This window comes from Pseudomonas saxonica, from assembly GCF_007858365.1.
In the GTDB taxonomy this organism is placed as follows: domain Bacteria; phylum Pseudomonadota; class Gammaproteobacteria; order Pseudomonadales; family Pseudomonadaceae; genus Aquipseudomonas; species Aquipseudomonas saxonica.
Map to the genome: position 1 here is coordinate 32,485 of NZ_VFIO01000002.1, position 20,988 is coordinate 53,472.

At 56.6% G+C, this 20,988-nt stretch carries 21 protein-coding genes; 10 read left to right on the top strand and 11 right to left on the bottom strand.

What is annotated here, in order from left to right; genetic code table 11:
- Positions 1-2: 2 nt before the first annotated feature.
- From FJD38_RS07395 to FJD38_RS07420, 6 genes are all read left to right on the top strand, one after another.
- Positions 3-893 carry a MaoC family dehydratase gene (locus FJD38_RS07395; RefSeq protein ID WP_146384668.1) on the top strand — a complete coding sequence of 297 codons (891 nt, stop codon included), beginning with the start codon at positions 3-5 and terminating at the stop codon, positions 891-893.
- A gap of 163 nt (positions 894-1,056) precedes the next feature.
- The gene (locus tag FJD38_RS07400) at positions 1,057-1,362 is read left to right on the top strand and encodes a nucleotide pyrophosphohydrolase (RefSeq protein WP_122784964.1); all 306 of its coding nucleotides are present in this window, start codon (positions 1,057-1,059) and stop codon (positions 1,360-1,362) included.
- The gene (locus tag FJD38_RS07405; protein WP_122784965.1) at positions 1,359-2,108 is read left to right on the top strand and encodes a methyltransferase; all 750 of its coding nucleotides are present in this window, start codon (positions 1,359-1,361) and stop codon (positions 2,106-2,108) included. The genes FJD38_RS07400 and FJD38_RS07405 overlap by 4 nt, the downstream gene beginning before the upstream one ends.
- Positions 2,109-2,132: 24 nt before the next feature.
- Positions 2,133-2,750, top strand: a complete 618-nt coding sequence (locus FJD38_RS07410; protein WP_122784966.1) for a DUF4136 domain-containing protein — start codon at positions 2,133-2,135, stop codon at positions 2,748-2,750.
- 27 nt (positions 2,751-2,777) lie between these two features.
- The gene (locus FJD38_RS07415; RefSeq protein ID WP_122784967.1) at positions 2,778-3,377 is read left to right on the top strand and encodes a DUF4136 domain-containing protein; all 600 of its coding nucleotides are present in this window, start codon (positions 2,778-2,780) and stop codon (positions 3,375-3,377) included.
- Positions 3,378-3,597: 220 nt separating this feature from the next.
- On the top strand, positions 3,598-5,583 hold the full coding sequence (locus tag FJD38_RS07420) for a pilus assembly protein TadG-related protein (protein WP_146384670.1): 1,986 nt from the start codon (positions 3,598-3,600) through the stop codon (positions 5,581-5,583).
- 177 nt (positions 5,584-5,760) lie between these two features.
- Here the strand turns inward: FJD38_RS07420 and FJD38_RS07425 are convergent, their stop codons facing one another.
- Complete coding sequence (locus FJD38_RS07425) at positions 5,761-8,511, bottom strand: PAS domain-containing sensor histidine kinase (protein WP_146384672.1); 2,751 nt, start codon at positions 8,509-8,511, stop codon at positions 5,761-5,763.
- Positions 8,508-8,948 carry a TadE/TadG family type IV pilus assembly protein gene (locus FJD38_RS07430; protein WP_122784970.1) on the bottom strand — a complete coding sequence of 147 codons (441 nt, stop codon included), beginning with the start codon at positions 8,946-8,948 and terminating at the stop codon, positions 8,508-8,510. The genes FJD38_RS07425 and FJD38_RS07430 overlap by 4 nt, the downstream gene beginning before the upstream one ends.
- A 71-nt stretch (positions 8,949-9,019) precedes the next feature.
- Between FJD38_RS07430 and FJD38_RS07435 the strand changes: the two genes are divergently transcribed.
- Both FJD38_RS07435 and FJD38_RS07440 read left to right on the top strand, forming a co-directional pair.
- Positions 9,020-9,493 (top strand): prepilin peptidase, encoded by a 474-nt coding sequence (locus tag FJD38_RS07435; RefSeq protein ID WP_146384674.1) that lies wholly within the window; start codon positions 9,020-9,022, stop codon positions 9,491-9,493.
- A gap of 105 nt (positions 9,494-9,598) precedes the next feature.
- Positions 9,599-10,393, top strand: a complete 795-nt coding sequence (locus tag FJD38_RS07440) for a response regulator transcription factor (RefSeq protein WP_122784972.1) — start codon at positions 9,599-9,601, stop codon at positions 10,391-10,393.
- Between the two features lie 103 nt (positions 10,394-10,496).
- Here FJD38_RS07440 and FJD38_RS07445 read toward each other — a convergent pair whose 3' ends face one another.
- Genes FJD38_RS07445 through cpaB form a run of 8 tightly spaced genes read right to left on the bottom strand, consistent with a single transcriptional unit; the run spans position 10,497 to position 17,928 of the window.
- Positions 10,497-10,763, bottom strand: a complete 267-nt coding sequence (locus FJD38_RS07445) for a DUF3613 domain-containing protein (protein ID WP_122784973.1) — start codon at positions 10,761-10,763, stop codon at positions 10,497-10,499.
- 16 nt (positions 10,764-10,779) lie between these two features.
- Positions 10,780-11,472 carry a tetratricopeptide repeat protein gene (locus FJD38_RS07450; protein ID WP_122784974.1) on the bottom strand — a complete coding sequence of 231 codons (693 nt, stop codon included), beginning with the start codon at positions 11,470-11,472 and terminating at the stop codon, positions 10,780-10,782.
- 14 nt (positions 11,473-11,486) lie between these two features.
- A complete protein-coding gene (locus tag FJD38_RS07455; RefSeq protein WP_146384676.1) occupies positions 11,487-12,371 on the bottom strand; it encodes a type II secretion system F family protein in 885 nt (294 codons plus the stop codon).
- Between the two features lies 1 nt (position 12,372).
- Positions 12,373-13,257 (bottom strand): type II secretion system F family protein, encoded by an 885-nt coding sequence (locus FJD38_RS07460; protein ID WP_146384678.1) that lies wholly within the window; start codon positions 13,255-13,257, stop codon positions 12,373-12,375.
- A gap of 11 nt (positions 13,258-13,268) precedes the next feature.
- A complete protein-coding gene (locus FJD38_RS07465) occupies positions 13,269-14,543 on the bottom strand; it encodes a TadA family conjugal transfer-associated ATPase (RefSeq protein ID WP_122784977.1) in 1,275 nt (424 codons plus the stop codon).
- On the bottom strand, positions 14,540-15,739 hold the full coding sequence (locus tag FJD38_RS07470) for a CpaE/TadZ family protein (RefSeq protein ID WP_146384680.1): 1,200 nt from the start codon (positions 15,737-15,739) through the stop codon (positions 14,540-14,542). Before FJD38_RS07470 ends, FJD38_RS07465 begins: the two co-directional genes overlap by 4 nt.
- A complete protein-coding gene (locus FJD38_RS07475; protein WP_146384682.1) occupies positions 15,736-16,962 on the bottom strand; it encodes a type II and III secretion system protein family protein in 1,227 nt (408 codons plus the stop codon). The genes FJD38_RS07470 and FJD38_RS07475 overlap by 4 nt, the downstream gene beginning before the upstream one ends.
- Before the next feature lie 27 nt (positions 16,963-16,989).
- Positions 16,990-17,928: a Flp pilus assembly protein CpaB gene (cpaB, locus tag FJD38_RS07480; RefSeq protein WP_146384684.1), complete on the bottom strand. Its 939-nt coding sequence runs from the start codon at positions 17,926-17,928 to the stop codon at positions 16,990-16,992.
- A gap of 334 nt (positions 17,929-18,262) precedes the next feature.
- Between cpaB and FJD38_RS07485 the strand changes: the two genes are divergently transcribed.
- Together FJD38_RS07485 and FJD38_RS07490 are read left to right on the top strand one after the other, a co-directional pair.
- On the top strand, positions 18,263-18,487 hold the full coding sequence (locus FJD38_RS07485; protein ID WP_146384686.1) for a Flp family type IVb pilin: 225 nt from the start codon (positions 18,263-18,265) through the stop codon (positions 18,485-18,487).
- Between the two features lie 14 nt (positions 18,488-18,501).
- The gene (locus FJD38_RS07490; protein WP_146384688.1) at positions 18,502-18,912 is read left to right on the top strand and encodes a response regulator; all 411 of its coding nucleotides are present in this window, start codon (positions 18,502-18,504) and stop codon (positions 18,910-18,912) included.
- A 309-nt stretch (positions 18,913-19,221) separates the two neighbouring features.
- Here the strand turns inward: FJD38_RS07490 and FJD38_RS07495 are convergent, their stop codons facing one another.
- On the bottom strand, positions 19,222-20,904 hold the full coding sequence (locus tag FJD38_RS07495; RefSeq protein ID WP_122784983.1) for a ShlB/FhaC/HecB family hemolysin secretion/activation protein: 1,683 nt from the start codon (positions 20,902-20,904) through the stop codon (positions 19,222-19,224).
- Between the last annotated feature and the right edge of the window lie 84 nt (positions 20,905-20,988).

Here is a 20,988-nt window from a genome sequence, read left to right on the forward strand (position 1 = left end):
CCATGAGCGTCACGTGGACAGACCTCGCCAGTGCACCTCATTTACCGGCCCTGTACGCTCACGCGGCCGCAAAACGCAAGATTACCGGCAGCACACTGCCTGAACAGGGCTTGCGCAGCTGGGTACCGGTTGACGCGCCGTCGCTGCAAGCCTTTCGCGACGTCTGCGGGTTGGCGCCCAGCCCACTGTTGCCGCCCACGTATCCCCATGTATTGGCGTTCGGCCTGCAAATGCAATTGCTGACCGATAAGGACTTCCCTTTCCCGCTGTTGGGGCTGATTCACCTGAGTAACCGGATCCGAGTGTTGCGACCCATGGGCGGTGTGAGTCAACTGCACATCGGTGTGTACGTGGACAACCTGCAACCACACGCCAAAGGTGCCACCTTTGATGTCATCACTCGGGTGGATGATTGGCTCGGTCCCTTGTGGGAAGCCCGCAGTACCTTGCTGTGCAAAGGCGTCAAATTGCCCGGCGAAATACCTGAACACCCTGTCGCTGCACCGCTGGCGTTGAAGGAACTGACGCGTTGGTACGCCCCTGCAGACATTGGCCGTCGTTACGCCAAGGTTTCGGGCGACTACAACCCCATCCACCTCAGCGCAGCCAGCGCCAAACTATTTGGCCTGCCCAGCGCCATTGCCCACGGCCTTTGGCTAAAAGCCCGGGCGCTGGCGGCGCTCAACTCCCACGTGCCAAGCGCCAATGTAGAGTTCAGCGTGGACTTCAAAAAGCCGGTGCGCTTACCCGGCGAAGTGATCCTGCTGAGCAGTGAGGTGAGTTCCAGCGGCGACTTCCAGCTCAATGGGCACGGCGATCTGGTGCACATGGTCGGGCAGTGGCGCCCCATCGGCGAATGCTCGAGCTGCCGCAGGCTGCGTCCGGACGCGTAAGGCTCGTACAACCTGAATACCGCGGGTGGCGCATTGACGACTGCTGCGCAGCCGAACGCAGCCTGCGGCAGCTGCTACGGAGTGGGGGGGTGGGATTTGGCTTTTCACTTGCGCCAAGGTTCGTTGAGCCGCAAGCTTTGCGTCTTCTGGAGAGCACACCCCGATGAACCTCGACGAACTGACTCAGCGCATGCATCGCATCCGCGATAACAACGACTGGAAACAATTTCACAGCCCGAAAAACCTGGCCATGGCCGCCAGTGTTGAAATGGCTGAACTGGTAGAAATCTTTCAGTGGCTGACAGAAGACCAGTCACGCCAGCTCCCTGCTGACAAACTGGCCCACGCCGGCCAGGAAGTGGGCGATATCGTGTTGTATCTGGTGTTGCTGTGCGCGGAGCTTGGGCTGGACATGAATGAAGTGGTGCGCAACAAACTGGCCGATAACGAAAGGCGTTTCAGCAAATGAGTGACCGTCACTTCGATCAACTGGCGACCCGCTTCGCCGAAAAAATCTATGGCGGCGCCAAAGGGGCCATTCGCCTCGCTGTGCTACAGGCCGACCTTGAAGAGTCTTTGCCCAAGCGCCCGTTGCGCGTACTGGATATTGGCGCCGGGCTGGGCCATATGTCGCTGTGGCTGGCCCAACAAGGCCACGACGTGACATTGGCCGAGCCTGCTGCGCCGATGCTCGAAGGCGCTCGCCAGCGGTTTGCCGAAGCCGGCCAGACGGCCACCTTCATTCAGGCCCCGTGGCAGGAACTGCTGGGCCAACTGACCGAACCTTATGATCTGGTGCTGTGCCACGCCGTACTGGAATGGCTGGCCGAGCCCCACACCATTTTGCCGGTATTGCACCAATTGACCGCCCAGGACGGTTGGTTGTCGCTGGCGTTTTATAACCGCGACGCGCTGATCTATCGCAACCTGCTCAAAGGCCACTTCCGCAAAATGCGCAAGAACGACATGGCTGGCGAGAAGCAAAGCCTGACGCCTCAGCAACCGCTCGACCCACGGGAACTGGCGACAGCGATGCAAGGCTTGTGGAAAACAGAGACACAAAGTGGCGTACGGGTATTTCATGACTACATGCCCGTTGAGTTTCAGGCCCGTGCTGAATTGGCTGCGTTGATAGAAATGGAAATGGCCCATCGTCGTCACCCGGCCTTTGCGGGGTTGGGCCGCTATCTGCATTGGGTGTGCCGTCCGGTTTAAACCGCTCGTTTGAGGGAAAACATCATGTATCGCCGTGCTGCCTTACTCGTTTTGAGCCTTGCACTGGGCGCCTGCCAAAGCCCAAACCCCTACACACCCAGCGCAATGCCGATGCCGCCCGCCCCGGCGCAAGCGGCCAACACCCTGGACTTGAGCGCCTACCCGGCGCCGCCACGGGATTACGGCCGTTACCAAAGCTGGGCCTGGCTCAATGGCCGCTTGCCGGTGGGCACCGCGTGGGCCGACTCGGCGCAAATTGCCGAAGCGGTGAGTAATGCCCTCGATCAGCGCGGTTTACGGCCAGTGCAACCCAATCGTCCGCCCGACCTGCTGGTGAGTGCAGATTTACATACAGAAAAACGCTTGCGTCAGGTTCAGGACGACTATGGTTATGGGGCTGGTTACGGGGCTGGCTATGGCGACCGTTGGGGACGTTATGGCGGGATGTACGGCTCCGTACCTGTGATCCGCACTTATCAGGTGGACGTCATGGTGGTGCGGATCAATCTGTATGACGGTAAAACCGGGCAACCGGTGTGGAGTTCGAGTGCAGAAACCAGCAGTACCGGCAGCCTGAGCGAACGCGGTGACGCCCTGCGCGAATCACTGAACAAGGCAGTGCAGGCTTACCCTCCTCATTAAGACTGATTGTTTTAGCGGAGAACTATTATGCTTCGTCGCATTGCATTATTGGGCATGGCCCTGTTGCTCAGTGCCTGCGAATCCATGCAGGTTAACTACGATTACAACCCCGCTACGGATTTCGCGGCCTTTCATACGTGGGCCTGGCAAGATCCTCCCGTTCAGTACCAGCCCAATAACCCGATGCTCAGAAGCGAGTTGACCGAGCAGCGGATCATGCAGGCGGTAACCACCCAAATGGATCAAAAGGGCTTGCGCCCGGTAGCGCCCGGCGCCAAGCCGGATCTGCTGGTGCACACCTGGTTGATCGTCGCCAACCGTCAGGAGCAGATCGTCACCAACTATGGTTACGGTGGCCCTTGGGGCGGACCTTGGGGAGGTTATTGGGGCGGCCCGTGGGAAGGTTACTGGGGCCCACCGATGTATAACGAAACCCGCAATGTCGTCTATCAGGTGGGCACGCTTCAAATTGACCTGATGGATGCCAAAACCGGTCAACTGGTCTGGCGTGGCAGCGCAGAAAAAGTCGTCGACGATACCCCGTCGCCTGAGGAACGCAGCGCGGCCATTCATAAAGCCGTGGCTAAAATCTTCAGCGATTACCCACCAAAACCAGGTTCACGTTAAGTAGTCAGCAAACGTACTCGCGAAACTAACACCTACCAATGTATTAATACTTTCGCGAGTACGTTAGTTGCAAAGCCTCCTATAACGAACAGTTTTGATAACCCCCGCACATCGCGCTTCTAAAACTGGCAACTTGCCAGCGCAGTACACACTTCTTGGCTACACTCGCTGAAACTTTGGAGCGTTAGCGCTGGGTGTTTTCCAGCAACAGGAGTGCTTGATGTCTCCCCCCCTTCGTTCTATTCAATTCAAAGGGCCTGAACAACAGCGCGGGGCCATTGGCTTAATGGCCGCCGTCACGCTGGGTCTGGTTCTTTTATTCATGCTGTTGGTGGTCGACAGCGGGCGGTTGTATCTGGAGCAGCGCAAATTGCAGCGGGTCGCGGATTTGGCGGTGCTTGAAGCCGTAAGCCGTGGTGGCAGTTGCACGGCGGGCACAGCCCCCACCTACGCCAACGAGAGCGCCACCCGCAATAGCTTCACGCCGGGCACCGTGCAGAAGATCAACACCACCTGCGGCACACTGGTGACGGGCAGCGACAACCTGCGCGCCTTCAAACTGGACAGCACCAAATCCGACGCCATACGCGTGATCGCCACCACCACCGTCCCCACCAGCGTGGCCGGCGGTTTGTGGTCGTTTTATTCCAATGGCAAATTCTTGATCAATACCCCGCTGACGGCGAGTGCGGTGGGGGCTGCGCCAAAGGGGTTGCTTGCCCAGCTAACCATTAGAAGCACAACGCTTGATATCGATTCTTCAAAATCTAAAGTACTTAATTACGTGTGGGGAGGACTGGCGGGAGGCACTCTTAACCTTAGTCTTGCGGGTTGGCAAGGGCTAGCAAATGGAAAAATAAACTTACTTAATTATTTAGACCAGCTCGCTATAGACCTCAACATCAATGCCGGCGGATACACAGATGTATTAAATACCAAAGTACAACTTACAAAACTTATAGATACCGCCGTAAAAGTTCTAACTGCGAACGGGACGACCGCCAATGTTGCAGTCGAAGGGCTATTAGCACTCAAAGGCGCCGTGGGGAACGTTCAAGTCAAACTGGGTGATATTCTTAAACTGCAGTCAGGCACGAGCGCAGCAGGCTTGGACACATCTTTAAATGTATTTCAATTGGCAGAAGCGTTTGTTCAATTGGCTAACATCAGCAATGGAGTAGCGGCCTCAGTCCCCCTGAACGTTCCAGGCGTTGTCAATGGCACTGTCAAGTTGAAAATAATTGAACCCCCACAACTTTCAGCGATAGGTGATCCAGCAAAAGCAAAAGCCCATCCTACTGACCCGGGTTCTCAAATTTATGTGCGAACCGCTCAAGTCCGAGCTGGTATAACCTTAAATCTGCCTGTTTTGAATACAACGGCCGTTCAATTCGCACTCACCAACCTAGTGGGGCCTCTGACCAACACATTAAATAGCTTATTGCGACTAGATTTAGCGGCCACCCTTGAATCAGTGTTCTGCCTTGTTCTACTTCCTTGTAAACAAACTGACCTGAAAATACTCCCTAATGCCTCAATTAACGTAATCCTTGAAGTAGCCAGTGCCAGCTCACATGTCACCGATTATTCATGCTCTACCGCAACTACAAAAAGCTTGACCACAGCAAATAACGCAGCTCTGCTCAAGGTTAAATTTGGCGATATAAATATGACAAACGCCTTTTCCTCAACCAGTGATGTGACCGTCAAACCTTTGCCAATTATTGATATCGGCTCAATCACTTGCTCCGGGCTACTGGGCTTAAAAGTATGTGATATCAAAACACGAGTACCCTTTTATGGCGGAGGGGTAGGCCTCCGCGTGGATAGCAGTATCGGCAGCCTTCCTGCGGCGTTTAGTACTCACGTTTACAATCAACCTCCAGATGTAAAACAAGACCCCCTTTACTTTTCAGTGGAGTCAAAAGATCTGACAAGCAGTCTAAAAACAACTCTGCAAGGCATCCAGCTATATGTTTACAAACCTACCGGAACAAGCGCCTTGGGCGATTTACTCGTAGGTGTAGGTGACATTCTGGGAGCCTTAGTAACTGCGGTGACTACTCTCATAGGGCCTTTACTAAGCTCTATTGTTGACCCGTTATTAAATGGTGTTCTTGATTTGCTCGGGATATCAATAGATAAGGTAGATGTCGGCGCCAACCTCACGTGCGGTCAAGGCGGCCGCGCCCAACTGGTGCTTTGACCCGCACCACCACTCGCGTAGCAGCTGCCGAAGGCTGCGTCCGATTGCGAAGCGATCGTAAAACCTGAGCGCGCGGTCTAACAAATACACCGCCATCTCTGAATTTACGACGGCTTTGCCGCCGAACGCCGCCTTCGGCAGCTGCTACGGAATTTTTACGCGTCTTTATCTGTGCCTCTATCCCTCATCCACCACCGGTAATTCCACGCAGAACCGAGCGCCATGCTCGGTGTTGCTGACGCTCAAGCGCCCACCCATGTTGTCGATGATGCCGTAGCTCACCGACAAGCCCAGGCCTGTGCCCACACCCACAGGCTTGGTGGTGAAGAACGGTTCGAAGATGCGCTCCAGCAAACGCGGGTCAATCCCGCCGCCATTGTCTTGCACCCAAAGACGCACACAGTTGCCTGCCCGCTCCGAGCTCAAGGCAATCCACGGCTTGAAATCGCGGTCGGTCTCACACTTGCTTAGCAAGGCATCGCGGGCGTTGACCAGCAGGTTGATCAGCACTTGCTCCAACTGATCGGTGTGACCGCGCACATGAACGCTACAGTTCAGACCATCACTGCGGATCTCTACCCCTTTACCGCGCAATCCTTCACCTAACAGGGCCAACGTGCCTTCCAGCGACTGCGCAGGATTGAACAATTGCTGTTCTATCTCGGAGCGACGCCCAAATACCCGCATGTGATCAACCACCCGTGCCGCCCGCTGGATTTGCGCATCAATTCGGGTGAGCTTCTCTTGCAGGTAGTCAATTTGCACATCGCCATTGCTCAGCCGTTTGAGCACGTTAACGATGGCCATGCGCATCACATTCAGCGGCTGGTTGATTTCGTGGGCCAACCCCGTGGCCATTTCGCCAAGGGTGGCCATTTTGGCGCCGTGGGTCAGTTGTTGTTGCGAGCGTCTGACTTCCGTGTTGTCGCGAGCGACCGCCTGAATCTCTAACAATTGGCCCTGCCCATCAAAAATACCTCGGTCAGACCACACCCACCACGCATGTTCACGCCCCGGCAGTTGCAGGCTGATTTCAGCCGTACTGACCGGGAGCTCAGGGGTCAAACTGGCCATGCGCTGCAAGAACGCCTCATGCTGTTCCTGTGACAGCCAACTGGCCAGGTTAATCCCCGGCAGTTGTTCGGGCGCGCACTCCAGGTAGTTGGCCAACGGCCGATTGCCAAACGTCAGGGTCAAGTCCGGCAGGTAACGGCAAATCATCGCGGGCGAATCTTCGACCAGTATCCGGTAACGCTCTTCACTGTGCCGGACTCGCTCTGCCACTTCGGTTGCTTCGGTAACGTCCAGCCACAGCCCGACCGCTTCAACAGGCAGCCCCAAATCGTCACGCAGTAATTTGGCCTCATCAAGCAACCAGTGGTAATTGCCCTGCTGATCACGCAGGCGATAACGACCACGGGCGCTGCCCTCACGCAGCAACTGGCGAGTGCGCTCCAGGTAGTGTTCACGGTCGTCGGGATGAATACGCTCGATCAATGCAGACCCCGAGCAGTCGTCAAGACCTAACCCCAGCAAGGGCTGCAGGCTTTCACTGAAAAATTCGGGCACCAAGGCGCCTTCAACATAACGCTGTACATAAATCACGGCCGGTGAGCGGGCGATCACGTTACCCAAACGGGCCTGTGCCGCTGCCGCTTGCAGTTGCTGATTTTTGATGTCGCTGACATCCAGCATGAAACCGACAATCCGACGCCCTGCCCCCTTGCCCAGTACCTGCCCTTGAATGCGGTACCACTGCGCCGGTTCAGTGCCCTGCGGTTGATGCACGCGGGCGCACAGTAAGAGCGGCGTTCCCTGCTCCAGCAACGCGGTAAAGCCGCTACTGATTTCATCGCGATCAGCCGGATGAAACAGCGCCAGCCATGCCTCACGCGACAGCGAAACCGACTCCAGTGCGGGCAAGAGGCTGGCACTCAGTTGAGGCGCCAATTGCATTTGCCGAGTAGTTTGCAGCCATTCCCACCAGCCCGTACCGAGCAGCCCTTGCAATGCTTCCATGCGTTCGCGCTGTTGCTCGTAATGCTGCGCTCGCAAGCGGTCTTGCAACGGCCCGGCAATCGTCGCGCACACCTGCAGCCAATCACGGACGCTCGTCTGCGCACCACCAGACGGTGCCGAATAAAACCCCAACAGCAACCACGCCGACGCCCCGCTCTGGTCGCGAAAAGGCACCAGTAAACCCTCTGCATTGCCAAACAGGCTGATAAGCCACTGGTTGTCAGCCTGTTTGGCACTCACGGGAATCGGCGCGCACTCGTTCAAACCATCCAGTGCTGTGCCAAGGGTTTGTCCCGTCGTCCATAACTGCGGGGTGTCGAAGGCGTGATACGCACTGTACAGGCGCCACCCCAGGTGCGTGTCCGTGCGCAGGGCCAGCGCCATGCCGGGCACACGCCAATGCTCAGCCACCTGCTGCAAGGCCTCAAGCATCACCGCAGGCAGTCGCGCCATGTCGCACTGGCGCAGTTGTTGGCCAATGCTGTGAATCAAGTCGCTATTGTGGGCGTTCACGCGCGCTTGCTGGCTATCGCGCTGTAAATCGCTGATGTCTATCACCTGTAATAACCAACCCTCGGCCTGAGGTTGTACCCAGCCTCGGGTGCGCAGCACCTGCTGGTCAGCCCCCCGAAAGTCGAGATCAATCATCTGCCCTGTCCACTGCGCCGGAGTGCCTTCGAGCGCTTGCGTACTGCCCGGCATCAGATAGTCCAGCAGCAGCTTCGGCTCTGCTCCCTCTTTCACCGGCGTCAGGCCATGATTCAGTGCGCCGTGGATTTGAACCACTCGCCCCCGATCATCGAGCAGCAGTTGCAGGGCGTTACCGGTGGGCAATAGGGCAGCAACGGGTGGAGGCTCAGGCTCGTTTCGGCTCAACCAGCGTGCGAGCAGCCTTTGGCCCTGAGTCAAAACTTCATGCTCGAGGTGGATTGCAGGTTATCGGGCAGGTTCGGCACTCTGATATTTCCCGGCAGCACGATGACTGGCAGGATAGTGCTCAACGCACTCGCGGGCAGGCTGGCCGTGACGGTCAGTACGCCCGCTGTCGGGTCATATACGGCCGTTTGGGTGACTTTCAGCCCGCCCGGCACCCACGATAATTTATCTTTGAGCACGGCTTTGGCCGTGTTCTCAACGGTGGTCTTGTAAGCCGACGCCGCCAACGTCGGGTCCACTGCCACACTGCGACGCACCGCTTCGGCCGTGGAGTTGTTGAATGACTGCAACAGTAATAGCGGCAGGCTGTAGCTCACCACGCCATATAACACTGCAAAAAAAATAACAAAGACCAAAGCAAACTCGATGGCCGCTGCGCCTTGCTGTTTTCGGGGAAGTCCTATTTTCATGACAGCGTCTACCCTGACAATTCAACGTGGTTTGAGCATAGAATCATTCGTAAAAAAAGGATGTTAATTAAGTGTTCAATATAGTTCTTATCGTGATCTGGTTTGTGGCCTGTACCGCTCAGGATTTATATCAGCGTCAAATTTCCAACCTTCTAACTTTGGGCGCCGTTAGTTTGGCACTCGTATACTTACTTTGCACCGGCCACACGTTGCTCGGGGCCAGTGCCGCAGAAGGTGGCTGGGCACTGTTGATTATTCTGATACTGACTCTGCCCGGGTATGCACTCAATAAATTCGGTGCAGGCGATGTAAAACTGCTGTGTGCACTCGCACTGGCAACCGATCGTCTGATGGTTCTGGGGACGCTTATCGGTGCCGGACTATGGGTTGCCATCGCCTGGTTGGTCGCGTCAAAAATACTGCCGCTGCTGAATCAACAACTTAAGCATCCTGACAATAAGCCGAATGGAGCAACGTCAAAAAAACTTCCCTTCGCCCCCTTCCTGCTCGCAGGTTTTATTCTAACGCTCATGCTCTATATTTAAGTGAGTGAACGGGTTAATACATTGTACCTAGTACTAAAGTTAGTCTAACTTCAATTGAGCCACCTCAATTGATACTGCCAAGATGTCCCGGATTGGTTTACCAGGATGGAGAACCGCGTGAAAAACCCTGCCCTAATAAAAATACTGGTTGTCGACGATCAAGCGTTAATCGTAGAAGAACTGTGCGAGTTTCTGGAAAGCAGCGGCTACCGTTGCGTGCCGTGTGAGTCCAGTCGTGCAGCCATCGAAGCCTTTGAGGCCGACACCGACATCGCCCTTGTGTTGTGCGACCTCCACATGCCGGAGATGAATGGCATCGAGCTGACCCAACACTTGCAAGCCTTGGCGGGCAAGCAACGGATCTTTGAAAGCATTTTGCTGACCGGCCGAGCCGACAAACAAGACGTGATCAAAGCGTTGCGTGTGGGCATCGCTGACTACTATCAAAAACCGGTCGATTTGAACGAGTTGCTTGAAGGTATCCAGCGCCAGATCACGGTGCTGCAAGAACGGCAAAAAACTGAACGGCTCGGGCATTTGAACCAGAAATTGCAGTATCTGGCGGAATCCATCGACGATCTTTATCAAGACATGGAGTCGGTTCGCCGACCGCCACACTACGCCCATGCCGCTCAAGGCATGGAGCAGGACGCGTCACCCACTGGGCAAATCCCGACTATTTTCAAACAGCTGTCCCCACGCCAACTGGACGTTGCAAAACTGGTGAGCAAAGGTCAAACCAACTATCAAATTGCCTGCGATCTGGGCATCACCGAAAACACCGTGAAACTCTATGTGTCACAGGTGTTGCGTTTGACCCACATGAACAACCGTACTCAACTGGCGCTGGCCTTGTCCCCTAATGCATCGGATCAACAGCGCCGGCAAACCGCGCATTAAAACCAGCGCTTGAAGAGACCGTAGTCGCTGACAAGGAACGCAGGCTGCAATGGACGGCAAAGACGCCTTCGTTCCGCGTTAGCGACACCAAGCCCTCCTCGCCTCAGTCCTGCTTGGCACTCCCGCCTTCCTTTTGCTTGTAGTACTCCGGGATTGGATGGGTGTAACTGTCCAACCAGCGCTGCAGGCTACGTTCTCTCTCCGCTGCGGTGGCTGCCTGAGGCACCGGCGATTTCACCTTGCCGCTCACTTGCAGTTGCAGCCAATTTTCCGTTTCCTGCTGATACTGGGACGCCGGGCCCGGCTCAATGGCCAGCGCACTCAATGGCAGCACCGCCAACAGTACACCCACGCGAATCGACTCTCTCATGGCACAACTCCTGAGCTTATTTGATCGCAGCCACCTGGTTGCTGGTAGGTCGTGCTTGAGTTTTCAAGGCTTGCGCCCTGGCCTGAGCATCACTCACTTGCTCTGGCGACAATTGAGCACGGGTGACCAACTCCGCGGCCTCACTCCACTGGTCCTGATAAATCAGTAGCGTCACCAGATTCAAGGCCGCCAGCGAATCCGATTGCTTGAGTTCCAGTGCAGTCAAAAACTCGAAGCGGGCTTTGTCGAGCTGCAGTTGATTGAGGTAAACCACGCCAAGATCGTTTCTGATTTTGTCATCGGTAGGCGCCATTTGGGCTGCACGCTCAAGGTAGCTGACCGCCAGGGCGTTATCACCAGCGCCTGCCGCCAGTTGCCCAAGGCCGTGATTCCCTTCAGCACTCAGGCAGGTGCTTAACAGCCCTTGGTATAAAGGCCCGGCTTCAGGGCGACCCAACTGGCGGTAGATCCGCGCTTTTCGCAGCTGCACCTGAGCATAACGCTCCGGCAGGCTCTGCAAGTTGGCGAGGCTGGCGTGCAGCTTGCCCTCCTTGGCCATGTCGTCCGCCAGGTTCATCGACAACTCCTGATCGCCGCTTAACTTGGCGCAACTGCTGTCGGTCAAGGCCAGCCACGGCGGGTTGCTCTGCCCTTCTGTCGCACAGCCCCCCAGCATCAGGAGGGCACACACGCTAAGGACTGCTTTCATATTCCTACTCCTGATCAAGAGCCAAACGCCCGTGATATCGCAATAAAACTGGGTCCGGCCAGCACCAGCATCAGCGCCGGAAACAGAAAGACCATCATCACCACAGACATCTTCGCGGACATTTTTGAAATGTATTCTTCAAGTCGCGCCGCACGACGGTCATCAAGCATCTGTTTAAGCGCTTGCAGTGACTTCATGGCACCGCCGCCCTGTTGAATCAATTGCAGCAAAATCACACAGGTGTCATTGAACTCATCCACGTCCAGCAAGCTCGCGGTTTTACTCAGTTCCTGACCCAGCTCCAGGCCGGAGTCCACCCGCGCCAGCACCACGCGCAGTTCACCGGTGAGCACCGGCAACAACTGCCGTGCCTCAAGGCTCAGTACCCGCAGGGCTTGCTCCACCGCCATGCCTGACTCAAAAAGAATGCGCAGCAACGGAATAAACGTTGAGATCTCTACCGCGATTTCTTGCTGACGTTTTTTGGCGACATAGGCCAGCATGCGTTTGGGGATCAGATAGCCCAACACCAAAGCACAAAGCAGCACCACCAGCAGGTTGCCGGAGCGAGGAAAGAACAGCTCATGGCCTAGAAACACCAGCCCGGCAAAAGCCACTGGGGTCGCCACCTGAAACGCGGCAAACAGCGCGCGCTGGTTAGCGGTGCGCCAACCTACCCGGTTGAGCAGCACTTCGGTCTCGCTGTCCATCGAGACTGATCGCTGGCCAAATTTGGTGTTACCCACCGCCCGCATCCACGTATCAAACTTGCCAGGGCCGGTCTTTTCCCCTTCCAGACGTTGCATCACACGCTGCTGGCGCAGGCGGTCGCGCACCGCAATATTGATCAGCAACGCCACTGCGGCCACCATCAGCAATATGCAAATCACAAAGGCCATGTCATACGCTCCGCACCATGCGCCACAGCGCCACACTGCCGAACACCTGCATGGCAAGGGCGGTGAGCATCAAATTCTGACCTTTGGGGTCATGCCACATGTTGATCAGGTAATTGGGGTTGCTGATCATAAAAAAGGAGCACACCAGTATCGGCAACAACCCCAACACAATGGCCGTCATGCGGGTTTCACCGGTCATGGCTTTCAACTTTCGGGCCCCTTGCTCACGCTCGCGAATCAGCACGATCAGGTTATCCAGCAGCTCACTGGCGTTGCCCCCGTAGCGATGATTGACCTTCAAGCCGAGGGCGAACATGCGAAATTCTTCACGGTCATACAGCTCGGCAAAGTCCTGCACGGCTTCGGGCAAACTCACCCCCATCTGCACGTTACGGGCCACCCGGCTGATACTGGTCTTGAGGGGGTCTGTGGACGTCTCAATGGCCAGCAACACGGCGTCAGCCAGGGTGCGACCGGCCTTGAGGCTGCGCACACTGGAGTCGAGCAGACCCGGGAGTTGCGCAACCATACGACGCACCCGGCGGTGGTAGCGCCAGCTGACAAACAGCCACACGCACAAGGGCGGCAGCAACATACACGCGAGGGCAACCATGGGGCCGCCCATCACCGCCCCCAGAACGACAGCAACACCCCACAATGACAGCCAAAGCCCCAGCCGTTCGGAAGGTCGTCCCAGCCCCGCCTGCAAAAAAGCCCGATCCAGCCACGCGACAGTGAAGGCTTGCTCGGCCACCACCACCCGGCCTTCACCCAGACGTTCCAGCACCCTACTGGTCGTCGGATCACGTAACGTGCGATACACCAGATGCAGCGACAACATGAACATCATCAGGCTGCACGCAAAAAGCACCAATGCCGGGATCATCAGCAGCCCCCTCAGCCGTTCGGATTCAAAATCGGATCACGACGCAACTTGTCGCTTGCAGGGTTTAACGCTTCGCGCATAAACCCAAAGCCGGTACGCCTGTCCAAACGGAAGAGGGTGTTGGTCACATACACATCGTCGCGCACGCCAACGACTTCCAGCACCTCGCTGACACAGCGTCGGCCGTCGGGCATGCGCGTCAGTTGAATAATCACGTCCAGCGCCGCGCAAATCATTTGCCGCAACGTCTTTTCAGCCACCGTACGGCCGGTCAGGCCCACCAGGGTTTCCAGACGCAACAAGGCGTCCTGGGCAGTGTTGGCGTGCACGGTACTCATCGAGCCATCGTGACCGGTGTTCATCGCCGTCAACACGTCGAGCACCTCCACACCCCGGATCTCACCCAGAATGATGCGATCAGGGCGCATCCGCAGCGCGTTGCGAATCAGATCACTGGATTTCACTTCGCCATGCCCCTCAGCATTGGGCGGGCGGGTTTCCAGGCGCACCACGTGGGGATGGCCGAGCTGCAATTCGGCCACGTCCTCGATGGTGACCAGACGCTCATGGGGGTTGATCAGTTGGCTGAGAATATTCAGCAGTGTGGTTTTACCCGTGCCTGTACCGCCACTGATCAGGACGTTGCAGCGCTTGCCCACCGCCTCTTGAAAGAACTCCAAGATGTCCTGATCAATGGTGTGCATGGCCACCAGGTCTGTGCTGTTGAGCATGTCTTTGCGGAATTTGCGGATGGACAGGCACGGGCCGTCCAGAGCAATCGGCGGAATGATCGCGTTGACCCGGCTGCCGTCCGGCATGCGCGCATCGACCATCGGCGAGGACTCATCAAGACGTCGCCCCAAAGGCGCCAGAATGCGCTGCATCACCCGCTCGACATGGTGATCATCAATAAAACGCAGGTCGGTCTGGCTAAGTACACCCTCGCGCTCCACAAACACCCGGTACGGGCCGTTGACCAGAATTTCGGTCACCGCGGGGTCGCGCAGCAAAACTTCAAGCGGGCCAAAACCGGTTAACTCGTCGACAATCTCTTCGGCCAGCCGCTCCATCTCATACCGCGAAATGGCCAGATGCAGGCGAGATACGTATTCGGCCACGCGGTCAGTGACGAATTGCGACAGCGCCTGACGCGAATCTTCGAGCAGGTTTTTGCCGCTCTCCTCAATGGCATCAATGATGTACCGGTGCAGCACCAATTTCAGGCCGTCGTGGTCAGCTCGCCCATCTTTATAGAGGCCCGAGCCGAACAGGTTTTCACCTTTCATTTAGCCCCCAACAGACGGTTAAACCACTTGCCAGGGCTGGCCGAGGACGCTTGAGTGGCGGGCGAATGCCTGGCCAGTTGTTCACCGACTTTTTTCAGGCCCAGGCTCAAGCCATCCCGCGAGGCCAGGTCATAGAGGGTGGTGGCCTGATTTTTGGCATTAAGCCGCAACTCGGCGCTCGGCGGTAACGTCACCGACAGGGGTATACCAAAGGTTTTGACCAGTGCATCGGCATCCGGCGCCACGCCACGCAGATACCGGTCCACCAGCAAGGCGGCGTGCTCAAGCTTCATGCCCTTGGCGCGCCACAGGCTCAGCACGTCCAGATTGCGTCGGCAATCGAGCACGCTTTGATCGGTGTACCACAGCAATTTGTCGCAATGGGTCACGAAGGTGCGAATGGCTTCGCCATCGGGCTGGCCGGTCAGGTTGACCACAATGTGCTGGAAATGATTACGCAGGGCACTGAGCAGCATATACAGCTCGGCCGCACTGGTTTGCGACAGCGGCTCATCGTTGTAGCCATGGGCTAGTACGCACATACCGTCAGGGGTTTTGGCGAATGCGCTATCAATCAAGGTGCTGTCCAGACGCCGCAAATGCCGCATGGCGTCGCCAAAAAAGAAGGTGCTTTCAAGGCCCAGCAACGCCAGCCCATCGCCGCGAGGTACCCCCAGATCCAGGTACAGAGTTTTGTGATTGTGTTTGTGCACCACCAAGCCCAGGTGGCTGGCGAGCAAGGCGCCATCGGCGTTGCACTGAGTACTGAACAGCACGGTCATACCGCCCAGCGTGGTGCTCGGCGTAACCGCCGGCAAGCGCTTGCTCAAGCGGCGCACCAAACCTGCCACTTCGCTGGAGCGTGAGCCATAGGCGACAAAATCCCGCGCACCGGCACGCATGGCATTGAGCACCAACTGGTTATCCATGCCATCGCCCAGGGCCACAATGGCCAACATCGGTTTGGCTTCCAGCGCGCCCTCGATCAACGCACATTGCGCGACGACTTTTTCCCGATCCAGACCCACAAAAATCAGCCCGGCAAAGGTCACATCGACCAACGCCAGCAACTCATCCAGGCTGGTAGTGCCTGCACCCACGACTTGGCCCAGCGGCGCCAGAGCACCTTGCAGCCATTCAAGATCGGTGTTGTTGCGCGTAAGCGCGAGAAACGTCTGGCTCAGGCTTTGGCTCATTGGGATAGCCCGCTACGGTTATTGAACTTACCGTTTTCAAGGAAATACAGGCGGTACCAGTTGGGGTCGTAATTACGCAGCTTTTCGCCGGGCAATGACGGCAACTGGGCATTGGCCGCCAATGGCTGGACTAAATGCGGGGTCACAATCATCAGCAGCTCTTTCTCTTCACGGCTGATATTGGAGTCGCGAAAAAAGGCGCCTAACACCGGAATATCCCCAAGACCCGGGAATTTATTGACCTGCGAGCTGTTGCGGGTGCTGATCAGGCCGCTGATCACGAAACTTTCGCCATCGGCCAGGGAAATACTGGTGTCGGTGCGGCGAACATTCAGCCCCGGCACCAAAGTACCGGCGATATTCACGGCATTGGTGTAATCCAGTTCGCTGACCTCGGGCGCCACTTTGAGCATGACACGGTCACGACCGACCACCGTCGGCGTCAGCGTCAGGCGAATACCGAACTCTTTGTACTCAATCGACACGTTGTCGCTGCCGCTACTGGGCACCGGGATGGGCACTTCGCCCCCGGCCAGAAAGGTCGCGCTCTGCCCGCTCATTGCCACCAGACTGGGTCGCGCCAGGGTGTAGGCAAAGCCGCTGCCTTCCAGTGCATTGATCATGGCCCTGACCCGCCCCCCCCCAAAACCGATGTTGAAGTACTTGCCATCTGCAACTGGGCCACCGGTGATAAGGCCTTCAGCCGTGCTGAGAAATGAGCCCGGTGAGCCGAACAGGAAGTTGCTGCCCATGCCGAAAATGGAGGTGCTGGCTTCTTGAAGTTTGGTGCGATTGACCTCGACAAAACGAATATCGGTCTGCACCTGCACAGGCAGCGTCGGGTCTTCTGAAGGGGATACGGTGGCGCTGGTATAGCCGACAGTGGCTTTACCTTTGACGAACACCATGCTCTGGCGGGGTGATTTCGAACACGCGGTCCAGATCATCAGGCTGGTGGTGCCAGGCGCAACGCCGGTGAGCAAGAACGCATTGCTGCCATTGGCGTGCACATCGGCAATGGCCGGGTCACCGACCGCAATGCGTGAAATCGCGACAGGGGAATCCATTGCCTGTTGGGTGCCTTGCGCGACCTCCAGTACGGACGGCAACTGGCCCAGGGCTGCGCAATTGCTTGGAACAGCCAAGGCCATTTCAAATGGCGCGCTGCTTAAAATCAGAGTCCAGACAGCTCGTTTGTACAACACCGAAAAACGATGACTCATGCTGGGCTTCCTTGCAGTTCAGATTTTTTATTGGGCGGGCTGCTGAGCCGCTTGATTGCCGCGAATGATTTCGATACCCCGCTCACGCGTCACACCATTGGCCGTGCTGACCACCGGTGCTTTAGGCGGGCTGGTCATGGCTAACTGGTTGAATTGATAGAGGCTGCGCTTGGCCGACTCAAGGTTGGCGGAGGCGTCTTTTTCACCGGCCCAGTATTTGCTCAGGCGTTGTTCCTCAGCGCTGCGCACAGCCAAGCGCAGCGTGCCCGCCTGGGTCGCGAGCATCAGCTGGTTAAGTAACGGTTCTGGCACCGCCAGTACGGCAGTGCGCGCTGCTGCGCGGTTCTGGGCCTGTTTAAGGGCTTCTTCAGCGTTCAACGGCTGGCGGGCCAATTGACCATCGCTGGTCAGGCCCAACTCCTCGCCCACACTCAATACCCGCACGGCCGGCAATACCACTTGCGCAGACTGCTGAGGGTTGGCCGGGTCTTGACGCAGGAACAGCAGGATGTCGACGTAATCGCCGGGCGTGAGTTGCCCCCCCGCCCCACTGACTTCATCGATGGCCACGGCCAGCGCACGCTCATCCGGGCGAATCATGCGCGACAACGGCCCGCCGATTTCGAAACTCTGCTCATTCACCCATGTACCCGCATTGAGTGCTCGCCACGGCGTACGCCCCACAGCCTGATCAATGGCGGTCAGGCTGCCGGCGGGGACTGTGCGTAATTTTTCAAGGGTCACATCATCAGCTGTCAGGGCGACATGGGGAGGCACATCACGTACCAGCACCACCACGGGATGACGGGTCTGGTCTTCAACGTTTGCCACACCCTGCTCGACGACTTGAGTTACAGGAACCTGCGCAATCGGTTGTTGCCGTGAAATCACCAACCCCCAATAACCTGCAGCAATGGCACCCACGAACAAAACGGCGGCCAACATCAAACTGCGACGATTGTTCATGTAAAAACTCCCTTTTTCACTGCAAACGGCAGTCCATAAATCCTTCGTGATCAGGTATCGATCAACACATTGAAAACCGTTTCAACCATTTCGCTATTTGAAAATAGCGCAGGTATTTCAAATTGCCATTAGCCACTTTAAAAAGCTGCAAATAAATGCTGGAAGTTTGATTTGACACGCGTTTTCTGAAAATAACTTTAGTATTAATACTTTGGCATTAGTTCCTATTTACAGTTGAAGCAGAGGGGTTTATTGCCAATGCTGTGGGTGCAGATTCAACTTAGCGACACCTTATGTGCAGAGTGCTCCGATCGGTGCACCAAGGAGAAGTCAGATGTTTTTAAATACTGTTCTTAGCGTGTATGTTCCGGCCCGAACGTTTGTCGCGCATCAGGTTAAACAGTTTGCAAAACGGACTGAAGGTGCTTCAGCTATTGAGTACGCATTGATCGTGGCGATGGTTGCGATTGTTATTATTGCGGTTTCGCCGGACATTCAGTCGTCCGTAAAAACCATGTTTAACGACATTAAAAATGGCCTAGATGAGAGGCCTGCTTGATAGGGTTAATCGGCATGGGTTTAACCTTTTCCCGCCCATCGCTTCTTCTGGTGGATGACGAAGAAGAGGCGGTGATGGAGCTGGCCGAGCTGTTGGAGGGCGAAGGTTTTAGTTGCCATACGGCAACGTCTGTCATCAGCGCCCTTCAACTGCTGACTCTCAATCCTGATATTGCGCTGGTCATCACTGACCTGCGCATGCCAGAGGAAAGCGGCATTGCTCTGATACAGCGTCTGCGCGAGCACACGCAGCGTCAGCATTTGCCGGTGATCGTCATTTCGGGGCATGCCGATATGGACGATGTCAGTGATCTGCTGCGCTTGCAGGTGCTGGATCTGTTTCGCAAACCCATCTACCACGTGCGCTTGCTCAGTACGCTGGATCACCTCTTCCCTAAGTCTGTCTTGCAACAGTTGGCGCCTTAGAAGCCCCTCACCCTAACCCTCTCCCAGAGGGAGAGGGGACTGACCGAGCCGGGTTCAGATGCAACACACTTACGCCAGACCGCCTGAGTACTCCAACTTTCCCCAGTCCAGCTCCCTCTCCCTCTCTCTCTGGGAGAGGGGACTGACCGTGCCGGGTTCCGATGCAACGCATTAACGCCAGACCGCCTGAGTACTCGAACATCCTCTGGTCGATTTCAGATGCAACGCATTAACGCCAGACCGCCTAATTACTCCAACTTTCCCCGGTCCAGTTCCCTCTCCCTCTGGGAGAGGGCTAGGGTGAGGGTTTTACAGCTGATAACTGAAACTCAAGGTATAACGCGGCCTGCGGTTAAAGCTGTCCAGTGCCATGTCAGACATCGGCTTGGCCACCTCTAAAGCAATGTTGTAATAACGCTTGTCGCCAAAGCGCAGCCCTGCCGCCGCCGAGGACATGTCCGAACCTTTGAACGGCAGTTCGTTGAACCAGGTCTTGGCCTTGTCCAGCACCACATAAGGTTGCAACAACTTCACCCAGTCGCCATCACGGTTGAAACTGTAGTTAACCTCATAGGCAACACCCCAGCCCTTGTCACCCGAGGCTTGGTCATCCGGGTAACCACGACCAAAGTTTTGCCCGCCAAACACTGCCCTTTCACTGTCCGGCAAACTGTCATCACTCCAGTACAGCGCGCCCGACATCACCCCCTGCCAGTTGTCGAAGAAGCCATCACTCTGAACACCCGACAGGCGCAAACGGAAGAAATCCAGGTCATACCGGCTGCCGGTCAAGTTTGTCTCGGTTTTGGCACCCAACCCATTGATGCCCTGGTACACGCCGGCACTGACGATGCGCAACTGCTTGGCATCAGACTTGCGCCAATCCCCTTCTACCGCCAGCGCTCGCACATTGGTACGTTCGCTGATGGTCGGGTCATACCCGACGATTTCGTAGTCCGTGTTGTCGTTGACGCCATACAGCCGGGTGCCGATGCTCAGCCATTGATCGGGCGCAGCAATCAGCGGATGACTTACGCCCACCGAAAACCGGTCGTTCTTGCGATGGGGCTTAAGCTCAAAGCCGTCACTGGTGGCAATACTGGAGGCCGGGTCACTGCGATAGTGCGAGCCGTACAGACTCAGTTGCGTGCCTTCGGCATTGAGGTATTGGCTGTAATCAAGACGGTAGTAATGCTCTTTGTCGTGGCCCGGCGGAAACAAGCCGCTCAGGGTCAACTGCTCGGCCATGCCCGTCTGCGAATTGCTGCTCGCAGCAAGCAACGCCTGAGTGCTGTTACGGCTGCCTTCGGTCAGGCTCATGCTGGTGGTGAAGGGCTTTCGACTGGCAGTAATCTGCATCGTCGACGCACCATCGGTGGTTGTGGGTGGCGGCACTTGCGCCTGCAACGTCACGCCCGGCAGTCGGCCCATCAAGGTGGCATAGCGATCAAAGGTTTTACGGGTCAACGGGCGCTCTGCCTTCAGCTTGTCCGCCAAGTCATCGATCATGCCCCTGACCCGCCCCACATCGCCTTCAACGCGATAGTTGCTGATGTACCCCTCGACCAACACCACGCGCACCAACCCTTGATCAAAGTCCTGTGGCGGTAAAAAGGCATAGGACAGCAGGTAGCCGTCGGCCTGGTAGCGCTGGGTGATGGTGCGCGTAGCCTGGATCAATTGCTCCAGGGTGATTTCATGATTGAGCAACGGTTGGTAGGCAGCACCCAACTCCTTGAGGGGGTACACCGTCCCGCCTTCAATTTGCAATTTGCGGATGGTTAAACGTGTGCTCATCGTCAACGGTGCCGGCTGAGCAGCTTTGGGTTTGGGCAACTCAAGCGCAGGCGCCTGCGGGCGATAGGCATCGACCGGCAAGTTGGGCGTGGGCAGGGTTTGCAGGGTTTCATTACTGTTGAGGTAACGCGGAAGAGGTTCGGCACCCACGTAAGGCGTCAACGCCAACAATATAAAAGGGACGCAAGTTCGCATAAGACACTCCATGGTCTACTACAGCGGCAAAACGAGGGGGGCGCGTCATCTGACCGTGAAGCTACCCGGCATCAGCCCTACAAC

Bases quoted from the DNA above. Each gene is read 5' to 3' on its own strand.
- FJD38_RS07450 (WP_122784974.1), bottom strand. From the start codon at position 11,472: ATGAAAGCAGTCCTTAGCGTGTGTGCCCTCCTGATGCTGGGGGGCTGT.
- FJD38_RS07485 (WP_146384686.1), top strand. From the start codon at position 18,263: ATGTTTTTAAATACTGTTCTTAGCGTGTATGTTCCGGCCCGAACGTTT.
- FJD38_RS07475 (WP_146384682.1), bottom strand. From the start codon at position 16,962: ATGAGTCATCGTTTTTCGGTGTTGTACAAACGAGCTGTCTGGACTCTG.
- FJD38_RS07395 (WP_146384668.1), top strand. From the start codon at position 3: ATGAGCGTCACGTGGACAGACCTCGCCAGTGCACCTCATTTACCGGCC.
- FJD38_RS07455 (WP_146384676.1), bottom strand. From the start codon at position 12,371: ATGGCCTTTGTGATTTGCATATTGCTGATGGTGGCCGCAGTGGCGTTG.
- FJD38_RS07495 (WP_122784983.1), bottom strand. From the start codon at position 20,904: ATGCGAACTTGCGTCCCTTTTATATTGTTGGCGTTGACGCCTTACGTG.
- FJD38_RS07490 (WP_146384688.1), top strand. From the start codon at position 18,502: ATGGGTTTAACCTTTTCCCGCCCATCGCTTCTTCTGGTGGATGACGAA.
- cpaB (WP_146384684.1), bottom strand. From the start codon at position 17,928: ATGAACAATCGTCGCAGTTTGATGTTGGCCGCCGTTTTGTTCGTGGGT.
- FJD38_RS07400 (WP_122784964.1), top strand. From the start codon at position 1,057: ATGAACCTCGACGAACTGACTCAGCGCATGCATCGCATCCGCGATAAC.
- FJD38_RS07465 (WP_122784977.1), bottom strand. From the start codon at position 14,543: ATGAAAGGTGAAAACCTGTTCGGCTCGGGCCTCTATAAAGATGGGCGA.
- FJD38_RS07420 (WP_146384670.1), top strand. From the start codon at position 3,598: ATGTCTCCCCCCCTTCGTTCTATTCAATTCAAAGGGCCTGAACAACAG.
- FJD38_RS07445 (WP_122784973.1), bottom strand. From the start codon at position 10,763: ATGAGAGAGTCGATTCGCGTGGGTGTACTGTTGGCGGTGCTGCCATTG.
- FJD38_RS07410 (WP_122784966.1), top strand. From the start codon at position 2,133: ATGTATCGCCGTGCTGCCTTACTCGTTTTGAGCCTTGCACTGGGCGCC.
- FJD38_RS07460 (WP_146384678.1), bottom strand. From the start codon at position 13,257: ATGATCCCGGCATTGGTGCTTTTTGCGTGCAGCCTGATGATGTTCATG.
- FJD38_RS07470 (WP_146384680.1), bottom strand. From the start codon at position 15,739: ATGAGCCAAAGCCTGAGCCAGACGTTTCTCGCGCTTACGCGCAACAAC.
- FJD38_RS07415 (WP_122784967.1), top strand. From the start codon at position 2,778: ATGCTTCGTCGCATTGCATTATTGGGCATGGCCCTGTTGCTCAGTGCC.
- FJD38_RS07405 (WP_122784965.1), top strand. From the start codon at position 1,359: ATGAGTGACCGTCACTTCGATCAACTGGCGACCCGCTTCGCCGAAAAA.
- FJD38_RS07430 (WP_122784970.1), bottom strand. From the start codon at position 8,948: ATGAAAATAGGACTTCCCCGAAAACAGCAAGGCGCAGCGGCCATCGAG.
- FJD38_RS07440 (WP_122784972.1), top strand. From the start codon at position 9,599: ATGGAGAACCGCGTGAAAAACCCTGCCCTAATAAAAATACTGGTTGTC.